The sequence below is a fragment of the Psychrobacillus sp. NPDC096426 genome, assembly GCF_044762745.1.
Classification (GTDB): domain Bacteria; phylum Bacillota; class Bacilli; order Bacillales_A; family Planococcaceae; genus Psychrobacillus.
The window spans coordinates 64070-84192 of the sequence record NZ_JBIWEX010000010.1; the positions used below are offsets into that span (position 1 = coordinate 64070).

Annotated in this window: 24 protein-coding genes; 22 read left to right on the plus strand and 2 right to left on the minus strand. The window is 38.3% G+C overall.

Features of this window, described 5'->3' with window-relative positions:
* Positions 1-413 precede the first annotated feature (413 nt).
* From ACIQYS_RS10455 to ACIQYS_RS10485, 7 genes are read left to right on the plus strand one after another with little or no spacing between them, the layout of a single operon-like run.
* Positions 414-1502, plus strand: coding sequence for an ABC transporter substrate-binding protein (locus ACIQYS_RS10455; RefSeq protein ID WP_402978816.1), 1089 nt, complete (start codon positions 414-416; stop codon positions 1500-1502).
* Entirely contained in the window at positions 1492-2328 is an 837-nt protein-coding gene (locus ACIQYS_RS10460; protein WP_402978819.1) for an alkaline phosphatase family protein, read from the plus strand. Before ACIQYS_RS10455 ends, ACIQYS_RS10460 begins: the two co-directional genes overlap by 11 nt.
* A 39-nt stretch (positions 2329-2367) precedes the next feature.
* Complete coding sequence (locus tag ACIQYS_RS10465) at positions 2368-3201, plus strand: ABC transporter permease (RefSeq protein ID WP_402978822.1); 834 nt, start codon at positions 2368-2370, stop codon at positions 3199-3201.
* Positions 3201-3986 carry an ABC transporter permease gene (locus ACIQYS_RS10470; RefSeq protein WP_402978825.1) on the plus strand — a complete coding sequence of 262 codons (786 nt, stop codon included), beginning with the start codon at positions 3201-3203 and terminating at the stop codon, positions 3984-3986. Before ACIQYS_RS10465 ends, ACIQYS_RS10470 begins: the two co-directional genes overlap by 1 nt.
* Positions 3983-4987, plus strand: coding sequence for an ABC transporter ATP-binding protein (locus ACIQYS_RS10475; RefSeq protein ID WP_402978828.1), 1005 nt, complete (start codon positions 3983-3985; stop codon positions 4985-4987). Before ACIQYS_RS10470 ends, ACIQYS_RS10475 begins: the two co-directional genes overlap by 4 nt.
* Positions 4984-5769 carry a DeoR/GlpR family DNA-binding transcription regulator gene (locus tag ACIQYS_RS10480; RefSeq protein WP_402978831.1) on the plus strand — a complete coding sequence of 262 codons (786 nt, stop codon included), beginning with the start codon at positions 4984-4986 and terminating at the stop codon, positions 5767-5769. The genes ACIQYS_RS10475 and ACIQYS_RS10480 overlap by 4 nt, the downstream gene beginning before the upstream one ends.
* Positions 5766-6767: a histidinol phosphate phosphatase domain-containing protein gene (locus ACIQYS_RS10485; protein WP_402978834.1), complete on the plus strand. Its 1002-nt coding sequence runs from the start codon at positions 5766-5768 to the stop codon at positions 6765-6767. Before ACIQYS_RS10480 ends, ACIQYS_RS10485 begins: the two co-directional genes overlap by 4 nt.
* A 53-nt stretch (positions 6768-6820) precedes the next feature.
* On the opposite strand, the gene ACIQYS_RS10490 is transcribed toward ACIQYS_RS10485, so the two are convergent.
* The gene (locus tag ACIQYS_RS10490; RefSeq protein WP_402978837.1) at positions 6821-7867 is read right to left on the minus strand and encodes an acyltransferase family protein; all 1047 of its coding nucleotides are present in this window, start codon (positions 7865-7867) and stop codon (positions 6821-6823) included.
* A gap of 328 nt (positions 7868-8195) precedes the next feature.
* Here ACIQYS_RS10490 and ACIQYS_RS10495 point away from each other — a divergent pair, with 328 nt between their 5' ends.
* Positions 8196-8633: a hypothetical protein gene (locus ACIQYS_RS10495; protein WP_402978840.1), complete on the plus strand. Its 438-nt coding sequence runs from the start codon at positions 8196-8198 to the stop codon at positions 8631-8633.
* 251 nt (positions 8634-8884) lie between these two features.
* On the opposite strand, the gene ACIQYS_RS10500 is transcribed toward ACIQYS_RS10495, so the two are convergent.
* On the minus strand, positions 8885-9826 hold the full coding sequence (locus ACIQYS_RS10500) for an urea transporter (RefSeq protein WP_402978843.1): 942 nt from the start codon (positions 9824-9826) through the stop codon (positions 8885-8887).
* A gap of 246 nt (positions 9827-10072) precedes the next feature.
* Here ACIQYS_RS10500 and ACIQYS_RS10505 point away from each other — a divergent pair, with 246 nt between their 5' ends.
* The 14 genes from ACIQYS_RS10505 to tsaD all read left to right on the plus strand — a co-directional run bounded on the left by ACIQYS_RS10505 (position 10073) and on the right by tsaD (position 19618).
* Entirely contained in the window at positions 10073-10291 is a 219-nt protein-coding gene (locus ACIQYS_RS10505; RefSeq protein ID WP_402978846.1) for a DUF5342 family protein, read from the plus strand.
* Between the two features lie 383 nt (positions 10292-10674).
* Positions 10675-10977: an urease subunit gamma gene (locus ACIQYS_RS10510; RefSeq protein ID WP_402978849.1), complete on the plus strand. Its 303-nt coding sequence runs from the start codon at positions 10675-10677 to the stop codon at positions 10975-10977.
* A gap of 17 nt (positions 10978-10994) precedes the next feature.
* Entirely contained in the window at positions 10995-11309 is a 315-nt protein-coding gene (locus tag ACIQYS_RS10515) for an urease subunit beta (protein WP_402978851.1), read from the plus strand.
* Positions 11310-11313: 4 nt separating this feature from the next.
* Positions 11314-13026, plus strand: a complete 1713-nt coding sequence (ureC, locus tag ACIQYS_RS10520) for an urease subunit alpha (RefSeq protein WP_402978854.1) — start codon at positions 11314-11316, stop codon at positions 13024-13026.
* A 9-nt stretch (positions 13027-13035) separates the two neighbouring features.
* Positions 13036-13491 (plus strand): urease accessory protein UreE, encoded by a 456-nt coding sequence (gene ureE, locus ACIQYS_RS10525; RefSeq protein WP_402978857.1) that lies wholly within the window; start codon positions 13036-13038, stop codon positions 13489-13491.
* On the plus strand, positions 13484-14170 hold the full coding sequence (locus ACIQYS_RS10530) for an urease accessory protein UreF (RefSeq protein WP_402978860.1): 687 nt from the start codon (positions 13484-13486) through the stop codon (positions 14168-14170). Before ureE ends, ACIQYS_RS10530 begins: the two co-directional genes overlap by 8 nt.
* A 27-nt stretch (positions 14171-14197) precedes the next feature.
* Positions 14198-14809, plus strand: coding sequence for an urease accessory protein UreG (ureG, locus tag ACIQYS_RS10535; protein WP_402978863.1), 612 nt, complete (start codon positions 14198-14200; stop codon positions 14807-14809).
* Between the two features lies 1 nt (position 14810).
* Positions 14811-15635 (plus strand): urease accessory protein UreD, encoded by an 825-nt coding sequence (locus tag ACIQYS_RS10540; RefSeq protein ID WP_402978866.1) that lies wholly within the window; start codon positions 14811-14813, stop codon positions 15633-15635.
* Between the two features lie 38 nt (positions 15636-15673).
* The gene (locus tag ACIQYS_RS10545; protein WP_402978869.1) at positions 15674-16333 is read left to right on the plus strand and encodes a HoxN/HupN/NixA family nickel/cobalt transporter; all 660 of its coding nucleotides are present in this window, start codon (positions 15674-15676) and stop codon (positions 16331-16333) included.
* 133 nt (positions 16334-16466) lie between these two features.
* The gene (locus ACIQYS_RS10550) at positions 16467-16877 is read left to right on the plus strand and encodes a YugN family protein (RefSeq protein ID WP_402978872.1); all 411 of its coding nucleotides are present in this window, start codon (positions 16467-16469) and stop codon (positions 16875-16877) included.
* Between the two features lie 138 nt (positions 16878-17015).
* Positions 17016-17468, plus strand: a complete 453-nt coding sequence (gene tsaE, locus ACIQYS_RS10555; RefSeq protein WP_402978875.1) for a tRNA (adenosine(37)-N6)-threonylcarbamoyltransferase complex ATPase subunit type 1 TsaE — start codon at positions 17016-17018, stop codon at positions 17466-17468.
* Complete coding sequence (gene tsaB / locus ACIQYS_RS10560) at positions 17465-18154, plus strand: tRNA (adenosine(37)-N6)-threonylcarbamoyltransferase complex dimerization subunit type 1 TsaB (protein ID WP_402978878.1); 690 nt, start codon at positions 17465-17467, stop codon at positions 18152-18154. The genes tsaE and tsaB overlap by 4 nt, the downstream gene beginning before the upstream one ends.
* A complete protein-coding gene (gene rimI, locus ACIQYS_RS10565; protein WP_402978881.1) occupies positions 18141-18602 on the plus strand; it encodes a ribosomal protein S18-alanine N-acetyltransferase in 462 nt (153 codons plus the stop codon). The genes tsaB and rimI overlap by 14 nt, the downstream gene beginning before the upstream one ends.
* Positions 18599-19618, plus strand: a complete 1020-nt coding sequence (gene tsaD / locus ACIQYS_RS10570; protein WP_402978884.1) for a tRNA (adenosine(37)-N6)-threonylcarbamoyltransferase complex transferase subunit TsaD — start codon at positions 18599-18601, stop codon at positions 19616-19618. The genes rimI and tsaD overlap by 4 nt, the downstream gene beginning before the upstream one ends.
* Positions 19619-20123: the final 505 nt, after the last annotated feature.

Below are 20123 nucleotides of genomic sequence, written 5' to 3' on the forward strand. Positions count from 1 at the left end.
CTTTCTCCAAGCAAGCTAGGGCAAGCTCCACGAAAATTGCTTGCTAATCAGTTTCGAATTTTACAGTATATGGTTGAAGGAGACAAAATACACTGCGAACGCGACAAACTAGCCTTTGTACACGACAAAGACTACCCGGAGCACGACAAAAAGACCGCTCAACACGACAAACCCGAAGATCCTATCCTTAAGACGCAATCCCTATCTCGAAAACTATCCTATTTAAGGGTAGTTTTTTGTGTTTGAAATGAAATGAGTTCCTAAAATCGTCCGAATTCTCCATGCACTTTCACAATATCTCAACAATTTTTACTTAACATTATTAACTACTCCATACTTGCTTAATGTTTGTTTCGTAATATAAACCTTGTAAGCAAATCAAAACAAACACAAACAAACGGAGGTTTTCATTAATGTCTTTTAAGCGTATCTGGAAGAAAAGTTTAATCGGTGTACTAGCAGTATCTATTTTGGCAGCTTGTTCAGATGGGTCTGCCGGATCAACAGTTAATGGCAACGATTTATCGTTAGATGAGATTACAACAAAAGCAAAAGAAGAAGGTACAGTAAACTCGGTAGGTATGCCAGATACATGGGCGAACTGGGTGGAAACTTGGGAAGAGCTTGGGACTGAGTACAGCTTAAAACATGCAGATACAGACATGTCGAGTGCAGAAGAACTTGCAAAGTTTGAAGCTGAGAAGGAAGATGCAACGGCTGATATTGGAGACGTTGGTATTGCGTTTGGACCGATTGCGAAAGACAAAGATTTAACATTAGCTTATAAAACTTCTCATTGGGATGATATTCCGGATTGGGCTAAAGACGATGAAGGCCACTGGGTTGTTGGATATACAGGAACAATGTCCTTTTTAACAGATACAAATAATGTGAAAAACCCACCTAAATCATGGGAAGATATTAAAAACGGTGATTACAATGTGAGTATTGGGGATGCATTAACCGCGAACCAAGCACAGTTTGCTATTTTAGCAGCAGCAATGGCTTTTGGTGGAGATGAGAAAAATTTACAACCAGGTATTGATTTCTTCGCGGAGCTTGCGAAACAAGGTCGCTTACAAGGTGATCCAACTGTAGCAAACTTGGAAAAAGGGGAAATCGATGTAGCAATTCTTTGGGACTTTAACTCTTTAGGTTACCGTAGCCAAATTGATGAATCTCGTTTTGATGTAGTAATTCCAGAAGAGGGTTCTGTAACTTCTGGTTATGCAACGGTTATTAATAAATACGCGAAAAACCCACATGCTGCAATGCTAACGCGTGAATACATTTTATCGGATGCTGGACAAGAAAATCTTGCAAAAGGGTATGCTCGCCCAATCCGTGAAAATGTAGAGCTTTCAGCGGAAGTAGAAGCATTGTTATTACCGTCGGAAATGTATGCAAATGCAAAACCAGTTGGTGATCAAAAAGCGTGGGAAGAAACAACGAAACAAATTCCACAAATGTTCCAAGAACAGGTGTTAATCCATGTCAAATAATCGTGTAGTTCTTATAGTGGTAGATGCACTCAGGTACGATACCGCATGTACACATATGGGATATATGCAACATTTAGTGGAAAGAGGTGCTGCTGCGCGCTATGAAGTGCGCTCAGAAGTACCCTCATTATCTCGCCCACTATATGAGACGATTTTAACGGGGACACCACCAATTATTCATGGTGTCACAAGTAATGCCACTGTACGTTTATCCAATCAAACAAGCTTATTCCATTTAGCAAAAGAGAGCGGGAAGACAACCGCCGCAGCTGCTTACTACTGGGTGAGTGAACTATATAATAGCGCTCCTTTTAATCATTTTGCGGATCGTATTCAATTGGATTCAGATCTCCCGATCGAAAATGGACTATTCTATTTTGAAGACCATTATCCAGACAGTCATTTATTTGCAGAAGCAGCTTGGTTAATGGATGAGAAACAGCCTGACTTTTTATATATTCATCCGATGAATGTGGATGATGATGGCCATAAGTTTACGGCGGATTCCAAGGAATACCGTAATCGTGTATTAGCAGTAGATGCGATTCTTTCGTTGTTCATCCCTAAATGTTTGGAACAAGGATATGAAGTTATCGTGACTGCCGATCACGGAATGACGAGTGATGGAAATCATGGTGGTAATACAATAGAAGATCGACATGTTCCGATGTTTGTATTGTCGGATCAGGTGAAGCCAGGTATTAATGAAGGGATTGTTTCACAGCTTCAAGTGGCGCCTTTAGTTTGTCAATTACTAGATATAGAGCCCTCAGAAGAAATGGTTCCTCTTCTACTGAACGGTGTACGTACGAAAAAAGAGGCCTAGTGCCTCTTTTCTTACTTTAAAAAGGAGTAGTGATATTCGTTGACTTCTAAAAAGCAGTTGATCGTTTGGGTTTTGCCGTTTTTAGTGCTCGTCTTGTTATTTTTCGTCGTACCATTGTTATATATGGTTATTTCAAGTTTTAGTAATAGTGATGGCTTTACGTTCGGTCATTATCAAGAGGCTTTGACGAGTAGCTATATTTTACAAGGATTTAAAAATAGCATTACTTTGTCTGCTGTATCCGCTATAGTCGCGCTAATTGTAACGTTGTTTGCGGTGTATGCGATGATGCGTTTTTCAGAGCCGGTGCGTGAGCGTATTTTAATGATTACGAATTTGACATCAAATTTCTCCGGTATCCCACTAGCGTTCGCGTTTATCATTTTGTTAGGTAATAGTGGTTTGTTTACGCTGTTATTTGATAAATGGGGAATCGATTCGTTATCGTCGTTTTCTTTGTATAGCTGGGGCGGGTTACTACTCGTGTATATTTACTTTCAGTTACCTCTTTCCTTGATGCTTTTATATCCAATTTACTATGGTATTCAGCAGCAATGGAAGGATGCAGCGGCATTACTTGGGGCATCGACGTTTCAGTTTTGGCGAAAAATTGGAATTCCAATTATGCTTCCGGGGATTGTAGGAACATTTAGTGTTCTTTTTGCAAATGCGATGGGAGCGTATGCGTCTGCTTATGCACTGACAGGCAGTAGTTATAATTTAGTGGCTATTCGAATTGGTGCATTATTAAGTGGCGATATTTTTGCTCAACCAGAGCTAGCGAGTGCGATTGCAGTGTTGCTCGGAGTGACGATGATTATCGCGATGCTATTAAGTGAGTGGAGTATTAAGAAAACAAGGAGGAATTTATAGTGAAAAAGAAAGGTTTTGCGGATCTATTCTTTGTCTTCCTTCTTTTATATTTATTCCTCCCAATTTTAGCTACGATGCTTTATGCGTTTGCAACTAATTGGAATAAAACAGTGTTACCGGAAGGGCTAACGTTTAAATGGATATCTACGCTATTTCAGGATAGTAGTTTTATCGAAGCGTTTGGACGATCGGTGTTACTTTCTGGAGGAGCGGTACTGCTAGCTTTATTGTTTATCGTTCCGGCGATTTTTGTTATCGTACTTTATTTTCCAAAGTATGAGAAATGGATTCAAGCGGCAGTTGTGATGGTCTATGCTTTTCCGGGTGTTATTTTAGCGGTTGGGTTAATCCGTGCGTATGCACATATTGGAGTGCCAATGATTTTTGCTGTTTTAGGGGCATATGTGATTAGTATTTTGCCTTACATTTATCAAGGGACACGGAATAGTTTGCGCAATGTGAATGCAAAGCAGTTGTTAGATGCGGCTGAGTTATTAGGAGCATCTAAAGCCCAAGCATTTATGAAGGTGTTATTACCCGCTGTATATCCGGGACTGTTTGCTGGTGCGTTATTATCATTTTCCGTATTGTTCGGTGAATTTGTGTTGATTAACTTAGTCGTTGGTTCAAGATTTGAAACGGTTCAAATATATTTGATGAAAAAGTTAAGTACGAGCGGTCATATTGCGAGTAGCGTGGTGTTTGTTTACTTAGTATTAATGGGTATTTTAACTTTTATCATATCCATGTTAACGAAACGATCAAAAGGGGCTGCTAAAGTATGAGTTATGTTGTAATAGAAGGTCTTCATAAAACGTATGGCAAAAACGCGGTGTTATCGAATATTGACATGACAATTAAAGAAGGCGAGTTTGTAACGTTACTCGGCCCAAGTGGTTGCGGTAAAAGTACCATTTTACGTATTGTTGCCGGTTTAACAGATGCAACTTCAGGTATTGTAAAAATCGAAGGAAAAAGCATGAACAATATCCAACCAAAAAATCGTGAAGTAGGAATGGTATTTCAATCCTACGCATTATTTCCGAATATGACGGTAAAAGAAAATGTCGCATTCGGGTTGAAAATGAAAAAAATGAACGCGAGTGATATAGAACAAAAAGTGAAAGAAGCACTAACACTAGTGCACTTATCCGATAAAGAAAATGCTTTTCCACATGAATTATCCGGGGGACAGCAACAACGTGTTGCATTAGCAAGAGCATTGATCGTACGCCCAAAAGTCTTACTTTTAGATGAACCATTAAGTGCACTAGATGCGCAAATTCGTAAAAAGTTACAAGCAGATTTGCGTTCGATTCAAACAGAGCTTGGCATGACAATGGTTTTAGTTACGCATGACCAAGAAGAAGCTATGGCGGTGTCGGATAAAATATTCGTGATGAATAAAGGGAAAATTGCGCAAGCAGGGTCTCCAACAGAGATTTATACGAAACCAGAAAGTGAATTCGTTGCGAATTTTATCGGGCATTATAATGTATTTACGCGCAAAGAATTGGAGCAAATGATTGGTATGAAATTGCCTACTGAACGAGAGAAGTTTGCGATTCGCCCGGAAGCAATACATTTGAAAGCAAAAGAGGGAGACTACCGTTTCACAGGTATTGCGAAAGAGGCTGTGATGAGTGGAAATGTCATTCGTACTGTTTTTCAAGTAGGTGAACGTACTTTTTCCGTGGAGCAGTTACATGAAAGAGAAGCTTCGCTAGTACTTGGGAATACTTACGAATGCTATGTGTCCCAAGAAGATGTGGTTGCGTTATTATGACCTATTCCAAATTAGAACGTTTTGAACATATTTTAAGTAAGCTAGAGTTCGATCGAAAGATTGTTGTCTCCGTGATTGCCGAAGAGTTAAATGTTGCACCGGAAACGATTCGCCGTGATTTTGATGAGTTAGAGGAACAGCATTTATTGACAAGAGTGCATGGTGGTGCCGTGAAGTTCATTAATTTACGAAAAGAGCCGGAGTATTTGCGGAAAATGGATATGCAAAAAGAGGCGAAACGTGAAATAGCTCGTGTTGCAGCTGCGCGTATTAAGGACGGCGATACAATTGCGGTAGATGTTGGGACGACTACTGTCCACATTGCAGATTTTCTTGTGGAAGTGAATAATGTAACGGTCGTGACAAATTCTATTTCTGCTGCAGTTAGGTTCAACGTAGCGTTAGAAGAAAAAAGAATGACAGGGAAAGTAATTTTACTTGGAGGGACGACGAATCCAGAACAATCTTCTGTTTCTGGAGCGATGACATTAGAATGGCTTAGTCGCATGAATTTGGATAAAGCATTTTTATCTTGCGGCGGGATTGATGAAGGAATCGTTTTTGACTACGATTTGGATGAATCGCTTGTTTCTGCAAAAATGTTGGAAAATAGTTATTGTCGGATATTATTAGCGGATACAACGAAGGTGAACCAAAAATCTTTTTACACAATTTGCAACTTGAATGACGTTTCGGAAGTTATTTGTAATGAAGTACGCCCCACTAGTTGGACAGCGTTTGAAGGAAAATGGACAAAGGTAGATGGAGGTAAGTGTAAATGAAAATGGATTATCATGTACATTTGGAGGAAGGTCCATACTCGTTTCGTTGGTTGGAGAGAACTTCTCAAGCAATCGCTTCTTTTCATTCGCCAGATAGATTGGAAAAAGGCACGAAGGAATATATAACTTGGCAAATAAATGCGTTGAAAAATAGATTAGATCAAGGGTGTTATAGTGAAGAATGGCTAGATTTTTACTTAATGCGAGCGAAACAGCTAGAATTGAAGGAAGTCGGCATAGTTGATCATTTGTATCGTTTTCACGAGACAAAAGCTTATTTTGAAAAAAATATGATTTTGGATGCATCGGATTTAGGAAAGATGCAACGATACTGGTTGGATAGTGTGATGACCGAAAATATGAATGATTTTGTGGATACTATTTTGCGAGCGAAAGAGAAATGGCGCAGTGAAGGCGTGGAGCTAAGATTAGGTATTGAAGCGGATTATTTTGTTGGTTGTGATACGGAGCTAAAGGAGCTTTTAAGCGCATATCCATGGGATTATGTGATTGGTTCCGTTCATTTTGTAGATGGTTGGGGATTTGATAATCCGCAAACTGTTGATAAATTTAAAGGTATGGATTTAAAAGTATTGTATGAGCAATTTTTTACGACGGTAGAAAAAGCGATTCGCTCGGAGTTGTTTGATTTTGTAGCGCATTTGGATAATTTGAAAGTGTTCAATTTTCAAGTGGATGATATGGATTTTATGCAGACTTGGTATAAACGGATTGCGGATGCGCTTGTGGATACGGGGACTGCAACGGAAGTGAATGCTGGGCTTTATTATCGTTATCCAGTGAAAGAAATGTGCCCTGGACCTGATTTTGTGAAGGTTTTAGTGGAACATGGTGTAGAGTTTACGGTGTCTTCAGATTCTCATTATCCCGATGATTTAGGGAAATTTACGGTTGTGAATGCAGATATGCTCAAGTCCTTAGGAGTACAAAAGCTTGTAGGATTTGATAAGCGGGTAAAGAAATATCATTCATTGTAAGGATTCGAATAACGACAATAAAACCTCTTCCCGTAACAAGGAAGAGGTTATTTTTATAGGTGAATTGGTTTTTTTGCGCGAATATCTCCAAGAAAGAACTTTCCGTACGGTAATATTTTTTGAATAACAATCGAAGCGATAATTGGAATAGCTAAACCTAAAGTCGTAAATCCAATTAATCCATATTGGAAATAATCGTTCATGATAATATCTGTGAAAATATGCAAGTACATAATAGCAATCGAGTGTTTTTCAACTTTCGCCAACCAATCTAGTGGTAGAATAATCGTCAGCCTTTGGAAAATGCCAAAGATGACAATTATAAAGGCAATAGGGATTAATAGATCGAGCGCAAAATGGTCGTAGCGTAAAAACTTCATGCTCAAATGATAATCGATCCATCCCACAAAATCTGCAGCAACTGCACCAAATACCAATACGAGAGCACCGAATAACCATGGAAGCGTTACATTCATCCAAACAGATTTTGCATAATAACCAAGGGAAAAATAGACGATTGCCATTAATACAACGTCTAAATTCCATAACATTGGAATCGTTTGAGCAGCTTCAGCTGGAGCTCCGCTTATAACATGCATGGCAAGTATACTTTCTAAATGCGCTACTAAATAGAAAATGACAAGCAGCATGATTTGTTTTACACGACTTAAGTATTTGGTCATCCAAATGAATAGCAAGTATGTAAAAAATAACGTCGTTACAAACCAAAAAACTCCGTAGGCACCGCGTGCAAAACGCCCTCCAATAACTAGCTTCCATAGGTCTTGTAAATACCAAGATAACTCAAAGTTGCCTAAAGCTAGTTCCATACTATAACGAACAGTTGTAATAATAAATAAGAAGAATAAATACGGCACCATTAGCTGCATAAACCTCTTCTTTATCGTCATTTTAGTGTTTTGATTATCTTTTATTTCTTTGAAAAATATGCCACTTAATAAGAAAAAAGCCGGCATATGAAACCAATAAATATATTTGATGAATGGGAAATCTAGTTCTCCAGGATAATGACCGATGACAACAAGAATCATCAAGAACCCTTTCGTAACATCTACCCACGTTAATCTCTTTTGCGACATAAAACTTCCTCCAAAACATCATTCTCTATGTTTATGTAACCTATATTAAGTCAATATAAACATATAGTCTGTTTCAATTCGATTACATTTTGATTAATCTAATCTTCCAAAAAACTCATTTGGATATCAGTGAATTTTTGATTTATGTAAAATACCTACTTGTAAGATACGTATTAATTTAACATAGAATGCTTCGATATTATTTGTGAAAACCTACCAATTAAATTAGATAGATTTACTGGTAAAATATTAAATGGAGGATTTGATATACGAAAAAGAGATAAAACCGAATAAGTAATTTATGAAAAATGTCGAAAGGAGGGTTTTTATGATAGAAAATTTTCAATATGAAAAAGAATTTTTTGAAGGCTTGCCTCATAATATAATTCAATTTAGTTTATCCGTTGAGGACAACACATTCAAAGGGCATTATAAAGATGGAGAAATTAATTGGTTTCATCCAAAACCTGAGCGGCTTGTAGATGCGCTTCCTCAAGAGATAGAGGAGGCAGTGCTGAAGAAAATAGAGCACGAACTAGGGATATTTATAATGATGAAGAATTTTAAAATTGATAAAATTTTTGAAGGCTTACCGCATGAGGTAATTCAATTTAGTTTCACAATGGAGGAGAACTCCTTTAAAGGACACTATAAAGATGGCGAAATTAGCTGGTTTTCTCCAAAACCTGAGCATCTTACAGAGGATGTCCTTTCGGATGATGTGAAATCAGCAGTTTTAAAAAAGCTGGGACCATATATTGTATAAGGCAGCCGATGTGCTGTCTTTTTTTTATCAACGAAATATTAATTAGACAGTATTAACTACTGTTTCTATGATATGTTTTGCTTATTTATGGCAAGCTTCTTCCAAATCCACTAAATTTGACCAAAAGAACTCCGCACATTATGGGGATCTTTTTTTATTGTATAAATCTTAATTGATTAACCTAAATTTACCAACTAAAGACGTTACTTATTTGTAAAAATTAGTTTTTCACCCTCTCCTTTTCGAGCACTTCAATCTTTCAGAAAGCTATTTCGTATCCATAGAAAAATCCATGTTACCCCGATAAATGGAAAAGTGAGAGCAGACAGACCAAGCGGAAAAACTAATAAGTTGATACCCGCTGTGAAAATCACCGAACCCATCGCAGCAATAATCCCTGTGATGGCTATACTTCTTTCTTTATGATCAAAAGTCAAACCAACTGAAATAATGGATAAAATAGCATTGAAATTGAAAAGACCCAATTCAATCGTCACCGTATCCACTCCGAAAAAGTATGCGGTTAGCAGCGCAACAAACGTTCCGATAATCGCATTCACCCCGTACTTCCATCCTGCTAAGAAGAGTGCAACCAAGATAAGAAGCCCCGTCCAAACGGAATCGATTAGAAAGACTTCACTAGTCCCTTTTATCAATACCAATAAGAAATTGGGTAAATTGTCGGGAGCAAAAGTAAATACTGTTCGTGTCTCTACGATAAATTCAGGGTTTACGTGGAAAATACCTAAGTGAACACCCGCGAGCTGCATGAACCAAGTAATGAGGATAAACGGTACAGTAAGTACTGGTATATTCTTCTTTTTAAAAGAACGATCCAGTATGAGAAATAAAATAGAGGAAGCTGAAGCAGCAACTAATGCATATATCCAACTATAAGGGCTATTTACGAGAAACATAGTTGCCATTCCAGTTAAAGTGGGGTTAAACCCGAAGAGCCCAATGCTTAAATCATTTATATCTCCATTTAAATCATAGGCGAGCACTGTACCTAATAGGGATGAAACAAAAGCTATTAACCCTAAAAGAGGGGAGAACAACATAATCCCAACAATAATTAGTATCCCTGTAATAACATTGTCTATTAGTAGAACTTGTGAGACTCCTTTAAAGGCATAGAGAATAAATGAGAAGTATTTGTTGGCGTATAAAGAATTCCTTTCCTCTATATTCATCCGAAATCACTCCTTTCTCATAAAAAATAGGTTGCGTAATAATTTAGCGTAAAATACTTTGAAATTAACTGTTAACCCCTTCCAATTTATTTAGGGGATATTAGACATACACAATTTTATTTTAAGCCAATAAAAATATGATTCACTTGATCGAACGAATTAATACTTAAATGAGGGTTGAAAATTTGAAAAAGGGACATAACTGAATGGGTAATTTTAAAAAAATATATAAGGGAGGTTGTTTAAGTGATTGAAAATTTTCAATATGAAAAAGAAATTTTTGATGGTTTGCCCCATGAAGTAATTCAATTTAGTTTCACCATTAAAGATTATAAATTTGCTGGACATTATAAAGATGGAGAGATTAAATGGTTTCAACCTCTGCCGGGGACTATTACGGAGGAACTGGTCCGTGAGGAAGTGGAAGAAGTGGTATTAAAAAAACTAAGACCGTATCTTTCATAAGACAGCCTAGGTGCTGTCTTATGATTTTGTGTTTCAGATAAATCTACACTAGTAGATAATCTGTGAAGGAAAAGAGTTAAATTTCCCCATGGACTGTTTTTTTAAAGGATATGTTTCTGTATTTAAATTCACTAAATTAGACGAAAAGAACTCTGCAAAATCTTATAGAGGTCTTTTTTAGTGTATAAGTTTTCATTGATTAACCTAAACTTACCACTGAAAGATGCTTCCTAATTGTAGTAATTTTAGCTCGTTCCTTTCTTACAATAATAATTTCCAAATTATTATTGTGAGGTAATTGTAAGTAAATACCATTTAGTATTTACTATTTTGACTAAAAAATGAGATAAAACTATTTCATTTTTACGATTGGAGGAAATGCTGTGCATTTATTACCCCGCGAAGAAGAAAAGTTATTAATCGTCGTTGCAGCGGACTTGGCTAGACGTCGTAAGGAAAGAGGGCTAAAGCTCAATCATCCGGAGGCAGTGTCCCTCATCACATATGAAATATTAGAGGGGGCTAGGGACGGTAAAACAGTAGCGGAACTAATGGCTTATGGTGCCACTATCTTATCTGCTGACGATGTAATGATTGGAGTTTCTGAAATGATTGATGATGTGCAAGTAGAGGCAACATTCCCAGATGGTGTGAAGCTCGTTACTGTACATTCACCTATTCGCTAAAAAGGAGGTTTTTTTGCATGATACCTGGGGAGTACGTATTAAAAGAAGAGGACATCATTTGTAACGAAGGAAGAGAGTTGAAAATAATATCTGTTGTAAATAAGGGAGATCGACCTATACAAGTGGGTTCACACTTCCATTTTTTTGAAATTAACAGTTGGATTGAATTTAATCGGGAAGAAACTTTTGGATATCGACTGAATATCCCAGCTGGTTCGGCCGTGCGCTTTGAGCCGGGAGATAAAAAAGACGTACAGCTTGTACCTTTTGGTGGAGAACGACGTGTTTACGGGTTGAACAATAAAACTGAAGGATCATTAGATCGGGGGTAACACGATGAGCTTTAATATGACGAGACAACAATATGCTTCTATGTATGGTCCTACAACTGGAGACGCGGTACGCCTAGCGGATACCGAATTATTTATAGAAATTGAAAAGGATTATACAACTTATGGTGAAGAGGTTATATTCGGTGGAGGAAAAGTAATTCGTGATGGAATGGGGAGCCATCCACTAGCCTCGCGTGATGAAAATATTCCAGACACAGTCATTACTAATGCTATTGTTCTAGATTATACAGGCATTTATAAAGCGGATGTCGCAATTCGTGACAGTAAAATTGTTGCGATAGGAAAAGCGGGAAATCCATTACTAATGGATAATGTGAATATCGTTATTGGTGCATCTACTGAAATAATTGCGGGAGAACATAAAATTTTAACAGCTGGAGGTATTGATACGCATGTGCATTTCATCAACCCGGCTCAGATCGATACGGCTTTGACGGCAGGAGTAACGACGCTTTTCGGAGGTGGAACCGGTCCTGCAGAAGGTTCGAAGGCAACGACGGTTACGCCAGGAGAATGGCATATACATCGAATGCTGGAAGCCGCAGAGGATATGCCCATCAACGTTGGTTTCTTAGGGAAAGGTCATGCAGCTGCAGAAGAACCACTTGCTGAGCAAGTTCGTGCTGGTGCAGTCGGTTTGAAAGTACATGAAGACTGGGGTGCAACTTACGCTTGTATTGATAACTCGCTAAAAGTGGCCGATGAATACGACGTTCAAGTTGCGATTCATACGGATACATTAAATGAAGGTGGATTCGTAGAAAATACAGTTTCCGCATTCAAAGATCGGGTTATTCATACATTCCATACTGAAGGTGCTGGGGGTGGACATGCGCCGGATATTATTAAAGTAGCTGGTCAGATGAATGTATTACCAGCGTCTACTAACCCAACGCTTCCATACACGGTGAATACAATTGACGAGCATTTAGATATGTTAATGGTTTGTCATCATTTAAGCCCTGATATTCCAGAAGACGTAGCATTTGCTGATTCGCGTATTCGTGCGGAAACAATTGCTGCCGAGGATATTCTGCAAGACTTAGGAGTTTTTAGTATTACTAGCTCGGATTCTCAAGCAATGGGTCGTATTGGAGAAGTCATTATTCGTACATGGCAAACTGCGGATAAAATGAAAAAACAACGTGGTAAGTTTAAAGAGGACCAGGGAGTAGGCGACAATAATCGCGTGAAACGATATGTTGCAAAGTACACGATTAATCCAGCAATTGCACAAGGTATTTCCGAATATGTAGGATCTATTGAAGTAGGGAAGTTCGCAGATTTAGTACTTTGGGAACCTAGATTCTTCGGTGTAAAACCAAGCATGATTCTGAAAGGTGGAATTGCTGTACAAAGCTTAATGGGAGATGCCAATGCTTCTATCCCAACTCCTCAACCTATTCTTTATCGTCCAATGTATGGAACGATGGGGAAAGCGAAGTATAAAGCGTCGATTACATTTGTTTCGACTGCAGCATATGAAGCTGGCGTACATGAAAAACTTGGCTTGCAAAAAACAGTTCTTCCCGTACATGGTATTCGTAATTTAACGAAAAAAGATATGAAACTAAATGGAGAAACGCCAGATATTGACGTAGATCCAGAAACTTATGAAGTGAAAGTAAATGGAGAGCTTCTAACGTGTGATCCAGTAGATACAGTTCCAATGGGGCAACGATATTTCTTATTTTGAGGTGAGATAATGATAGTTGAAGAAGTAGTAACGAATATCCATCAACTAGATCCTACTATATTGGCAAGTACGCATAAGGAAAAAATATACTTGGAAAGCAGTGACTTAGTAAAACGAATTCAACGGGTTAAAACTGATCATGGAAAAGAGATCGGGATTCGCTTGAAGGAAGCGAAGGATTTACAAGCTGGCGATGTGCTTTACATGGATGAAAAAAATATGATCATTGTGGAGGTTTTCCCAGATGATTTATTAATCATATCGCCAAGAAGCGTGCATGAAATGGGAACAATTGCCCATCAACTAGGAAATAGACATTTACCTGCTCAGTTTGAAGAAGACCAAATGCTCGTTCAATATGATTATTTGGTAGAGGAGTTATTAGAACAACTTGAAATTCCTTATGCACGTGAAAAGCGAAAAGTGAGACAAGCCTTCCGTCATATTGGGCATAGTCATGACTAATTACTTGTTGTCTTTGTTCCAATTATGCGATTCCAATTTGCCGACCGGGGGATTCAGTCATTCGTTTGGCTTGGAGACGTATATTCAAGAAAACAAAGTGCATGATAAACCGAGTTTTTCGAAATGGCTCAAAATGTATTTAGATGAGCAGCTCGTCTATTCAGACGGGCTCGCTTGTCGACTAGTATATGAGGCATTATCGAATAATGATCTTGCAATAATATGGGAGCTAGATCGACGTATTACCGTTCAAAACCTACCAAGAGAAACGCGAGAAGGTACAAAAAAAATAGGGGAGAGAATGCTCACTTTAGGAGTAGATTTATATGCTAGTCCTCTATTACAAACGTATAAACAAAGAGTATTAGAAAGTGTGTCATTTGCTCATCCTGCAATCGTATTCTCTATAATAGCTTTTCAGTTGGGAGTTCCACAAAAGTTAGGAATTTCTGCGTATCTTTATTCTTCCATTTCAGGTTTAGTTCAAAATGCGGTACGTGGAATACCCCTTGGTCAAACAGCTGGCCAACAATTATTGCGAGAATTTCAGTCGTATATTCAAGAATCTTTGGACAAAATAGGGAACCTAGCGGAAGAAGACTTTGGTGCCGTAGCTCCGGGTCTAGAAATAGCACAAATGAAGCATGAAAGAGTGAATATCCGCATATTCATGTCTTAATGGCATAAAGGAAGGGAGTATTTGTTTATGGATCCAATTAAAATCGGAGTAGGCGGTCCAGTAGGTGCTGGTAAAACAATGTTAGTAGAAAAGTTAACGCGTCATATGGCAAATGATATTAGCATGGCTGCCATTACAAATGATATATATACAAAAGAAGATGCCAAATTTCTAATGAATAATGGAGTCTTACCGGAGGATCGTATTATTGGGGTCGAAACAGGAGGATGCCCGCATACCGCAATTCGGGAAGATACTTCGATGAACTCCGCTGCGATTGAAGATTTAATAAAGCGTCACCCTGATCTGGATCTAATCTTTGTTGAAAGTGGTGGAGACAACTTAGCTGCAACATTTAGTCCAGAGCTTGTCGATTTCTCTATTTATATTATTGATGTTGCGCAAGGAGAGAAAATCCCACGTAAAGGCGGACAAGGGATGATTAAATCCGATTTGTTCATTATTAATAAAATCGATTTAGCGCCATATGTTGGTGCAAACTTAGACGTAATGGCTTCGGATACGAAGGTATTCAGAGGAAACAAGCCATTTATCTTTACAAACCTTCAAGATAATACCGGATTAGATGAGGTAATAGATTGGATTCAGAAAAATGCGTTATTGGCAGGTTTAAAATAAGATGAAACAGTGGACAGGTATTTTACAACTTGTGATGGAAAAGAAGAAAGAAAGAACTGTCACTAAAACTGTATACTTCCAGGGTGCATTAAAAGTAATGCGCCCCAATTATCTTGATAGTTCGGGACAAGCTTGCTTTTTTGTCATAAATCCTGGCGGTGGTTACGTCGGTGGTGACCGATATCGTATAGAAGTGACGCTAGAGGAAAATGCAGAGCTTATATTAACGACGCAATCTGCTACAAAAGTGTATAGAACGCTTATTACCCCTGTCTTACAGGAAACTGAATTTATATTAAAAAAGGGTAGTGTTCTAGAATACATTCCAGATCCTTTAATCGCTTATCGTGATGCCAAATACCATCAAAATACCGTAATTAGAATGGAAAAAGGATCGACACTTCTTTATACCGATATATTAACTCCAGGCTGGTCTCCTAATGGAGAATGGTTTAAATATGATTATCTTCGTTTGAAAAACGAAATATATATGGACGACGAGTTAATTGCATTTGATCATTTAAAGTTAGAACCTAGTGATTCGCAAGTAGAGGATATAGGATTTATGGAAAGTTACACGCATTTAGGTTCGATGCTTGTCGTGGATGAACGGTGTACACCAAGTTTTCTGCATCAATTGTATGAACAATTGGAAGACTATAAACAGGGGTGTACATTGGGTATGTCCATGCTCTACGAATCGGGATGTACGATTCGAATTCTAGGTTCTTCTACGCAACAAATCGAAGAAATATTAGCGGTATGCACTTCATTCATTCGACGAGAGTGGTTTACTAAAAAACCTATGTTATTAAGAAAATACTAGTAGCTAATCGTTCAGATTTTAAAAAAAGGGGAGAATAAATGAGTATAACGTTATTTTCAATATTATCATTAGGTTTTGTTCTCGGTATCAAGCATGCAATTGAGCCGGATCATGTTATTGCTGTGTCTACAATTGCAAGTAAAAGTAAGAAGCTTTGGCAATCTACACTAGCAGGTGTTTTTTGGGGAATTGGACATACGTTAACACTGTTCATCGTTGGTATTATTTTAATCATAATGAAGGATGAAATCTCAGCAAAGATTTCGATGTCTCTTGAATTTTTAGTAGGAATTATGCTCGTTTATTTAGGAATTATGAACATTATTAGTTTTCGCGAGAAAAAACAGCATACACATTCACATGTAAGCTCTTTAGAAAACAAATATCCCTACTTAAAATCTACTGCAATTGGTTTAGTTCACGGGCTAGCTGGTAGTGCTGCAATGGTATTACTTACACTGACGACTGTGCAGACGACTTGGGAAGCAGCTATTTATATTGTGGTTTTTGGAGCAGGTACCATTTTAGGAATGCTCTGTTTCACAACTGTACTCGGTATCCCATTTGTATTTAGCTCCCGAAAATACAGTGTAAACAGAATATTGGCAGTAATAGCAGGCGGGATTAGTTTTGCTTTCGGTATTTACTATATGTATAATCTTGGCGTTACAGAGGGACTGTTCTCTCTTTGGATTTAATAGAATCAATACAAGACTAATAAAGGGAGAGAATTTATGTCCCTTATTATTAGTCTTTTTTACATTCGATCTGTTTGTAAATATTACTTTATGGAAAAGATATGATGGAGTATTTAAGAAGGAGTGAATAGTTTTGTTGCAACTACAAACAGATTTAGAAGGAAAGCGAGCATATTTTGGTCAATTGCGAAACAGCATTCAACATTTGGGATATAGTATCGGAGGAAATTGGGATTATCATAAAGGAAGCTTTGATAATGTTTTATGGCGTGAAGCAGGAGAGACAATCTATTTAAGACTTCCATTCGAAGTACTTGAAGGTGACTTGGATCATCAAGAAGCATATATAAGATTTCAAACGCCTTATGTTATTAAGCATGTAGTGAACGTCGGCTTAGATATGGATGAAAATTCATTATTAACTTCTACAGGGTTCAATCAGTTCCAGGACCCTCTAGACAAAGACGGAAAAATTGAAAATAAAAATAGATGGGTGCATGCTGGAGAACAGGCTGTAGAACAAATTGTACGTCTAGTACACTAATGAGAGTAAAATCATTTCGCCATTTCGCGGAGTGATTTTTTTTGTTCAAATTTGCTCAAAGACTGCATACTTACATTCCGCCGCTTATTTCTTTATAATAGAAGCAAATAGAAATGTACGAAGAAAGGATAGCAACCGATGATGTATGAACGAACGGTAAATTCGGAGCAGGAAACAGAAAGGCTTGCTCGACTGCTTGCGGAAAGCTTAGCGTCTGGTGACGTACTAACGTTAGAAGGCGATTTAGGAGCTGGCAAGACAACATTTACAAAAAGTGTGGCGAAGGGTTTAGGAATTACACGGAATGTAAATAGCCCGACATTTACGATATTAAAACAATATGAAGGCCGACTTCCTTTGAATCATCTCGATGTATATCGTTTAGAGAATAGTGATGAGGATTTAGGATGGGACGAGTTGTTTTACGGGGAGGCAGTAAGCATTATTGAGTGGGCTCATTTGATAAAAGAAGACTTGCCATCAGAGCGTTTGGCAATTCAGATCTACCGCCTAGAAAACGATAAGCGGAAGTTTACGTTTACTCCGTTTGGAGATCGATATGAACGATTATGTGAGGAGCTTTTTGAATGATTTGGTTAGGAATAGATACATCCCATACGCCGCTTGCGGTAGCTGTTGTGAAAGATGGACAAGTACTTGCAGAATATAAGTCGTCCCTTAAAATTACCCATTCAATTGGGGCAATGCCTGCAATTGAGGAACTGTTGAAAAAAGCGAATATAAAACCGAATGAAATTGATGCGATTGCTGTTGCCCAAGGTCCAGGTTCCTATACAGGTGTAAGAATTGGGGTAACAATTGGAAAAACACTTGCTTGGACACTTAATTTACCGATCGTTTCGGTATCGAGCCTGCAAGTGTTAGCTGAGAATGCACCATATTTTCCTGGGATTGTTTGTGCCATTATGGATGCAAGACGCGGCAATGTATTCGCAGGAATTTATACGAACGGGGAAGTAGTGAAAGAAGCACATATGTCGCTTTTGGAATTGTTAAACACAGTAGATGAAATGAGACAGCCGGTTTTATTTGTCGGAATGGATGTGGACATTCACTGGGAACAGATTAAGGAAGTACTTGGCGATAAAGTGCAGCGTGTGAATGCGGCATTCTCCTTACCAAGTGCTGCTGTCCTAATCGAACTAGCAAAAAAACAACAACCAACAGAAGCACATACGACGGTTCCCGAATACTTACGCATAACAGAGGCAGAAGCAAACTGGATGAAAGAGCAGAAGAAACATGATAACGAATGAAACAATTACGTATCGAAAAATGACAGTGGACGATATCGATCAAATTTTATTAATAGAAGAAGAAGCATTTCCCGTGCCGTGGACAAGAGAAGCTTTTGAACATGAAATGACGACAAATTTGTATTCGTACTATATTGTGGCAGAGACAGAAGCGAAAGAGATCGTTGGGTACTGCGGTATGTGGATTGTCCTAGATGAAAGTCATATAACGAATGTAGCAGTTTCGGAGCGTATGCGTGGCTTAAAAATTGGGGAAGGCTTAATGCGCGAAGCAATTCGTGTAGTGCTAGAACAAGATGTTGTACTAATGACGCTAGAAGTACGAGTGACAAATGAGATCGCCAAAAACTTGTATTATAAACTAGGTTTTCAAGACGGTGGCATACGAAAAAATTATTATACAGATACACAAGAGGATGCTCTTGTCATGTGGGTGGAGTTCAAATGATAAAAGATCAATATATATTAGGAATAGAAACGAGCTGTGATGAAACGGCGGCTTCCATCGTAAAAAATGGCCATGAAATCATTTCAAACGTTGTCGCTTCTCAAATCGAAAGCCATAAACGTTTTGGTGGAGTTGTGCCTGAAATTGCGTCAAGACATCATGTCGAGCAAATTACGATCGTCATCGAAGAAGCGTTGAAGCAGGCGGATATGACACCAGCAGATCTAGATGCAGTTGCAGTTACAGAAGGTCCGGGACTAGTAGGTGCGCTATTAATCGGTATAAATGCAGCAAAAGCATTTGCATTTGCGAACAGCCTTCCACTAGTCGGCGTTCATCATATTGCTGGTCATATTTATGCGAATGCACTTGTGCAACCAATGGAGTTCCCGCTTTTAGCACTAGTCGTGTCGGGAGGTCATACAGAATTAGTATTAATGAAAGAAGACGGTCAGTTCGAACTAATCGGAGAAACAAGAGATGATGCAGCCGGTGAAGCATACGATAAAGTGGCCAGAGTATTAAATTTACCTTATCCGGGAGGACCACATATTGACCGACTTGCTAATGAGAGCGACGGTGCGGTACCTTTCCCAAGGGCGTGGTTGGAAGAAGGATCTTACGACTTTAGCTTTAGTGGCTTAAAATCTGCCGTGATCAACTATCAACATAATGCGGAGCAACGCGGTGAAGCCATCAATGCTAACCATTTAGCAGCAGGTTTCCAACAAAGTGTCATCGAAGTATTAACGACAAAAACACTACGCGCGGCACGAGAATTTAAAGTAAAACAAGTGATTGCAGCAGGCGGAGTTGCTGCCAATAGAGGACTTCGTCAATCGCTTGAAGTAACATTCGAAAAAGAAAACATTCCATTTTACGTGCCTCCGATTTCCTTGTGTACAGATAATGCAGCAATGATTGCTGCTGCAGGAAATTCTAAGTTTTCTGCAGGAAAAACAAGTGATATGTCGATGAATGGTCGACCAGGAATGGAATTAACTAGTTGGAACTAAACGAAATCCTCTTTTCTTCGACAAGAAAAGGGGATTTTTTAACAGGTATATTTGGAATTGTCAATAGGGAACGTTCGTACTTATGCACAGTTTGTGGATAAGATGTGCATAAGTTTTGTATTTTCTATATATTGTGTCTCATTTACACACAACTATGTGGAAAAGTAATCTTGGAATCTGTGGACAATGTGCATAAGTCTGTTGATATGTTGGTGCTACTAGTTTTTTCTTGTGAATAAAATTGTGGAAAATGAAATCGTGAAAAAAAGTACTTGACCAACATATATAGACAAGAATCGACAAATGAACTTGCAATAAATGGCTGAACGAGACAAACAAGGACGCAACACGAAAAACCTCCAGACGAGCAACTATTTGAAGGTGTTGTACAGGTTAATATAGGATTGTCCAACTTCTGCGCTAGATTGTCCAACTTTATTGAGAGATTGTCCAACTTCCACGCTAGATTGTCCAACTATTAGAAGAGATTGTCCAGTTTTTACAT